The 5,659-nt window shown below is 66.9% G+C and carries 4 protein-coding genes and 1 pseudogene; 1 reads left to right on the top strand and 4 read right to left on the bottom strand.

The features are described from left to right. Window positions 1-49: 49 nt before the first annotated feature. On the bottom strand, window positions 50-886 hold the full coding sequence (locus tag MLGJGCBP_RS15325; protein WP_160096639.1) for a mycofactocin-coupled SDR family oxidoreductase: 837 nt from the start codon (window positions 884-886) through the stop codon (window positions 50-52). A gap of 41 nt (window positions 887-927) precedes the next feature. Continuing rightward, the gene (locus MLGJGCBP_RS15320) at window positions 928-2,469 is read right to left on the bottom strand and encodes an aldehyde dehydrogenase family protein (RefSeq protein WP_201453073.1); all 1,542 of its coding nucleotides are present in this window, start codon (window positions 2,467-2,469) and stop codon (window positions 928-930) included. 276 nt (window positions 2,470-2,745) lie between these two features. On the opposite strand from MLGJGCBP_RS15320, the gene MLGJGCBP_RS15315 reads away from it, so the two are divergent. Further along, complete coding sequence (locus MLGJGCBP_RS15315; RefSeq protein WP_160096637.1) at window positions 2,746-4,068, top strand: MFS transporter; 1,323 nt, start codon at window positions 2,746-2,748, stop codon at window positions 4,066-4,068. Window positions 4,069-4,160: 92 nt separating this feature from the next. On the opposite strand, the gene MLGJGCBP_RS15310 is transcribed toward MLGJGCBP_RS15315, so the two are convergent. Beyond that, window positions 4,161-5,087, bottom strand: coding sequence for an alpha/beta hydrolase (locus tag MLGJGCBP_RS15310; protein WP_160096635.1), 927 nt, complete (start codon window positions 5,085-5,087; stop codon window positions 4,161-4,163). A 37-nt stretch (window positions 5,088-5,124) separates the two neighbouring features. Then, window positions 5,125-5,659: pseudogene (locus MLGJGCBP_RS15305) on the bottom strand (alpha/beta hydrolase); the annotation flags it as partial.

Genomic DNA, 5,659 nt, shown 5'->3' with positions numbered 1-5,659 from the left:
AATGATGCGAGGCTTCGCCGTTGTCGGGGGTGCCCGGGGGAATTCCCACCTACTTGAGCGTCTGTCCGGCGTCGACCTTGAGCTCGAGGCCGGTCACGTAGCGCGCCTCGTCCGACGCGAGGAACGCGACCGCGTTCGCGATGTCCTCGGGCTCCACCCACGGCACGTCCATGACGGGGATGGTGGCGAACCGGTCGGCCACGCTGTCTGGAGTGCGTTCCGACTCGGGGATGTCGGGCGCGAACAACGCGTACGTCGGCGCATTGTGGATCAGCTTCGTGTTGACCGACGTCGGCGCGACGCAGTTGACCCGGATCCCGAACGGGGCCAACTCCAGCGCCTGCGACTTCATCAGGCCGACGACGCCGTGCTTGGCGGCGACGTACGGCGACAGGTTCTGCATCCCCTTGATCGCCATGGTCGAACTGGTGAAGATCAGCGATCCGCCGGTTCCCTGACGCTTGAGGATGGGGATCGCGGCCTTGGCGGTGTGCCACACGCCCTTGAGGACGACGTCCTGCGTGACCTGCCATTCGAGGTCGGTGACCTCCTCGCTGAGCCCGTACGACCAGATCCCCGCATTGGCGACGACGATGTCCAGCCGCCCCAGTTGCCGCACACCTTCGTCGAGTGCACGCTTCAGGGCGTTGTAGTCACGCACGTCGACCTGAGCGGTGACGACGTTGCGGCCCAGCGCCTTCACGCCCCGGTCGGTCTCTTCGAGGTCCGCCGGTGTCGACGGCGGGGCCACATTGGTCTCGACGGGTGCGACGACGTCGACGGCGATGATGTCGGCTCCGTCCTGTGCCAGCCGAAGCGCTTCCGCCCGTCCCTGACCACGCGCCGCCCCCGTGACGAATGCGACCTTTCCTGCGAGTCTCGGCATCTGCCTGTCCCTTCTCGTGTCCTGAATGGGTTGTCGGTTGTTCAGTGCTTCGGCGGTGTCCCGAGGACCAGGCCGTAGGCGCGACGGCTCAGGTCACCGGACATGTCGACGGTGATGGATTTGTCCTGGGTGAACTCCGCGAGTGCGTCCGGGCCGAGCTCGCGACCGATCCCGCTCTGCTTGTAGCCGCCGAACGGGAGGTGCTGAGACATGTTGTGCCAGTCGTTGATCCACACCGAGCCGGCCTCGAGTCGGTCTGCGACGTCCAGTGCGCGCTGGTTGTCCCGGCTCCAGACGCCCGCGGCCAGGCCGTATTCGGTGTCGTTCGCGATCTTTACGGCCTCGTCCACCGAGTCGTAGGCGATGATCGACAGCACCGGTCCGAAGATCTCTTCGCGCGCGATGCGCATGTCGTTGGTCACGCCGGCGAACACCGTCGGCTCGACCCAGAAGCCCCGGTCGAACTCGGGACCCGCAGGGGTTCCGCCGCCGTGGACGAGCCGGGCGCCTTCGGTCTTGCCGCTCTCGATGTAGCCGAGGATGCGTTCGCGTTGCGTCGCATTCATCACCGCGCCGACGTCGGTCGACGGGTCCAGGGGGTCACCGATTTTCAGCGTCTCCAACCGCGCGACGAGACGGTCCACGAACTCGTCGTGAATCGAGGCCGGAAGGAGCAGGCGGGTGCCCGACTCGCAGGCCTGACCGGCGTGCAGGACGAACCCGTAGATGGTGCCGTCGACGGCGAGGTCGAGGTCGGCGTCGTCGAGGACGATATTCGGTCCCTTGCCGCCGAGTTCGAGCAGCACGCGCTTGATTGTCTCGGACGCGTTGGCCATCACCCGCCGGCCGGTGGCGGTCGAGCCGGTGAAGGACACGAGCCGCACATCGGGATGTTTGACGAGGTGCTCACCGACGGTCGGACCGTCGCCGATCACGACGTTGAGCACCCCGTCGGGGAGGCCCGCGTCTCGCAGAATCGCCGCCAGTTCGAGGGCGAAACTCGGAGTCTTCTCGTCCACCTTCAGCACGACGCTGTTGCCGGCTGCCAGTGCGGGGATCGACTTCCAGACGGCGATGCTCGCCGGGAAGTTCCACGGACAGATTCCGGCGCAGACTCCGATCGGCTCCTTCTTGACGAGCCCGCTGTGCAGGACCTGGCCGGTGATCGGTGTCGGCCGTACCCATTCGAACGTGCGGGTCAGTTCGGCGTAGTACTGCAGGTGCATCTGCGGGAATCCCACGGCGATCGCGAGTGCCGAGCGGATCGGCATCCCGGTCTCGCGGGAGCTGATCGTCGCGATCTCCTCCATCCGGGCGGCGAGAGCGGTTGCGGCCCTGTCCAGTACGGCGGCCCTTTCGACGGGTGGTGTCCGGCGCCAGGAACCCTCCTCGTACGCGCGTCGCGCGACGGCGACCGCGGTATCGACGTGGGCCGTCGTCGCCTTCGCCGCGGTCGCCGTGATGTCCTCGGTGGCCGGGTTCACGATCTCGTAGCGATCCGCAGTGTCGACCCACCCGCCGTCGATGAACATCCGATAGTGCGGAATCCCGTTCTTCGTCACCGTGGGGGCTTCGTCTCGCATGTGCACACTCCGTTCTCGACTCCGGATCCGGTGGTTCCGAGAGTTGTTCGGAGACGACACGGACGGAAGTAGCTTTCTCGGCCACCGAGAAGCAAAGAGTGAGGCCGGTCTCAATGAGCTGTCGCTGCGATCCAGTTCATAAAAATAGATAATGTGTGATACACAATCACCGCGCGACTGTTCCGGACGAACGACCTCGCCGGACAGCCGGTCCCGCACGCGATGTGCGGCGTGCGGCAAGTGCGGAATCGCACACGATCAGATTGGAACCCCGACATGTCACCAACGGCACCATCGACGGCGGCTGATTCGCCACAGCGCGAGCACAGCCGATCCGAATCTCGGCGTAGGGCATGGGGGTTGACCGGACTCCTGGTGACCCTGTACGTCCTCAGCTCGGCCGACAAAGCCGTCTTCGGCCTGATCACGGTGCCGCTCCGGGAGGAGTTGCACCTGTCGGCCACCCAGATCGGCATGACCGGCAGCATCTTCTTTCTCGCCTACTCGCTCGGCGGGTTTCTCGCCGGACCGCTGAACCGGATGCTGACCCTCAAGTGGGCGATCGCGCTCATCGCGATCCTGTGGAGCGTGGTGCTGCTGCCGTTGATCGTGTGGGCCACGTTCGTCGCGCTCCTGATCAGCCGCACGCTGCTGGGAATGGCGGAGGGGCCGGCTTCAGCCCTGCAGCACACGGCCGCGTACTCGTGGCACGCCCCGGCCAAGCGCGGGCTACCGGGCGCAATGATCACCTCGGGCACGACCATCGCAAAGATCGTCGTCGTCCCCGCGCTGGCGTTCGTCATGCACGCCTACGGCTGGCGGACCACCGTCCTGGTCCTCGCCGCGGCATCCGCGCTGTGGGTCGCTCCGTGGCTGCTCACGTGGCGTCCCGGCCCGTACCTCGGCGTGGGCAAGCCCGGTGCGGATCAGGGCACCGCCGAACCCGCGGTGCCGTGGCGCCGCATCGTGTTGTCGCGCACGTTCCTCGGTGGACTCCTCGCGGTGATTCCCGCGTACATGTTGATCAGCGTTGTCCTGCAGTGGCTTCCCTCGTACTTCGAGAAGGGGCTCGGGTACTCGCAGCTCCAGTCCGGCTGGATGTTCGCGTTCCCGAGCTTCGTCGGTTTCGCGGCGCTGATCGGCGGCTCGTTCCTCAGCGACCGTGCGGTGGCGCGCGGCAGGTCGGTGCGCGCGGTCCGGGTCGTCGCGCCGGCGATCGGCATCATGATCGCCGGAGGCCTGTTGCTCGCGCTGCCTGCGATTCCGTCGCGCATGCTGACCGTCACCGCGATTTCCCTGGCCTACGGCCTGACCATCGCGGTGTTCCCGCTCTTCACGGCCACGATGTCGGAGATCTGCCCGCCCCGGCAATTGGCCGGAACCCTGGGGGCGTTTCTCGCGATGCAGTCGATCGGCGGCATCGTCGGGCCATTGGCCACCGGCATCATCCTGGACGCGGCCGCCACGCCGGTTGCGGGCTATCAGCTGGCGTTCCAGTTGATCGGCGCCGTCAGCGCGGTTCTGGCGCTGCTCGCCGTAGTGATTGCGGATCCGGCGAAGGACCGGAGCCGGAACCGGCAGGCCGTCAGCGCGGGTTGAGCCGAGACACCTCCAGCCGGCACCTTCAGAGCCGAGACCGCCCGAGCCCCTGGTGATCCCAGGGGCTCGGGTGGAGCTGATCGACCGGTGTGTCAGTTCTCGTCGGGGCGAGCCGCGAGGTGCTCCCGGAAGAACGGGGTCGCCTCCGCCACGGCGTGGTCGACGTACTTCGGCACGTCGTAGAAGTCCATGTGGGCGCCGCCCTCGACGACCACCAGCTTCTTGGGGCTGCGCACCCGGCTGTGCAGTTCGGTGGACATCCACAGCGAACCGGCTTCACTGCCCGCGACGATCAGCAGCGGTGCCGTGAACAGGTCCTCGACCAGGTGGAACGCGTCGAACGTGAAGATCCGCGAGATGCTCTTGGTGAACAGTTGCTTGTTCTTCGCATTCGGGTGCTGCGCCCGCGGGGTGAGGTAGTAGTCGTGTGCCTCGACCAGGTCGCGCGGAGTGCTCTCGTCCGGCTGTTCCGGAACGTACGGGATGTACGCGGGGTCGGCGCCCTGGGCCTCGGCGGTCCGCTGTTGCGCGACTGCCTGCAGCGTGGGCACCGCGGCCGCGTCGGAATCGGTTCCGTACCAACCACGTCGGAACGAGGTGCCGATGTTCACGGCGCTGACGGTGGTGACAGCCTTGATCCGGTAGTCGGTCAGGGCCGCGTTCACGGCGTATCCGCCGCCGGCACAGACACCGAGAACACCGATCCGCTCGGCGTCCACGTAGTCCAGGCTCTGCAGGAAGTCGACGGCCGCACGAACGTCCTCGACTCGCGCTGCCGGGTCCTCGAGGTGGTGGGGTTCGCCGCCGCTCTCACCCTGGAAGGAGGCGTCGTAGGCCAGTGCCACGAAGCCTTCCTCTGCCAGCTTCGCGGCGTACAGACCTGCGGTCTGCTCCTTCACGCCGCCGCCCGGGTGCACGGTGACGACCGCCGCGTAGCTGCTCTGCGGATCGAAGTTGTCGGGCAGAAACAGGTTGCCGGCCATGGCGATCGGGCCGTTGGGGAAGGTGATGCTGTCCATTGCTGTGTCTCTTTCTGATGACGGGTGTAATGCTTGGTCAGAGGTTGGTGTCGTAGAACGGGATCAGGGCGTCGAGGGCGATCTTGACGGGCTCGGGCTGGTCGTACAGGTCGTAGTGCGAGAAGCCTTCGGCCACGACGAGTTGTTTCTTTTCGGAGCGGGCGCGGCGGTAGATCTCGAGGCCGTCGCGGTAGGAGCCGAACGCGCCGGGCTTGTCGCCGACGACGACGCACAACGGCTGGGTGAGAAGCACTTCGGCGTGGGTGAAGGCGTCCCATCCGTATCCCGCCGCTCGCCGTGAGATCAGGCTGCGGGTGGCGCCGTTCGGCTTCTCCCCGCGGGACGTCTTGTAGTACTCGGTGGCCTCGACGACGTCGAGGCCCATCCCGGCTGCCGCGTCCACCGTGGGCGGCAGCAGGTTCTCGACGTTCGGTTCGGCGCCGCGGGCCTCGGCAGTGCGCTGCGCGGCGATCGCGTCCAACGTCGCGATCGGGGCGTAGGCACTGAAGGCCTCGTGCAACAGGTGGCCGAAGTTGACGCCGACGACGCTGCCGACGACCTTGATGCGACGG

Origin of the sequence: Rhodococcus sp. T7 (assembly GCF_009872365.1) — a bacterium.
Classification (GTDB): Bacteria; Actinomycetota; Actinomycetes; order Mycobacteriales; family Mycobacteriaceae; genus Rhodococcus_F.
This window is presented reverse-complemented; position numbering and strand designations above follow the sequence as displayed.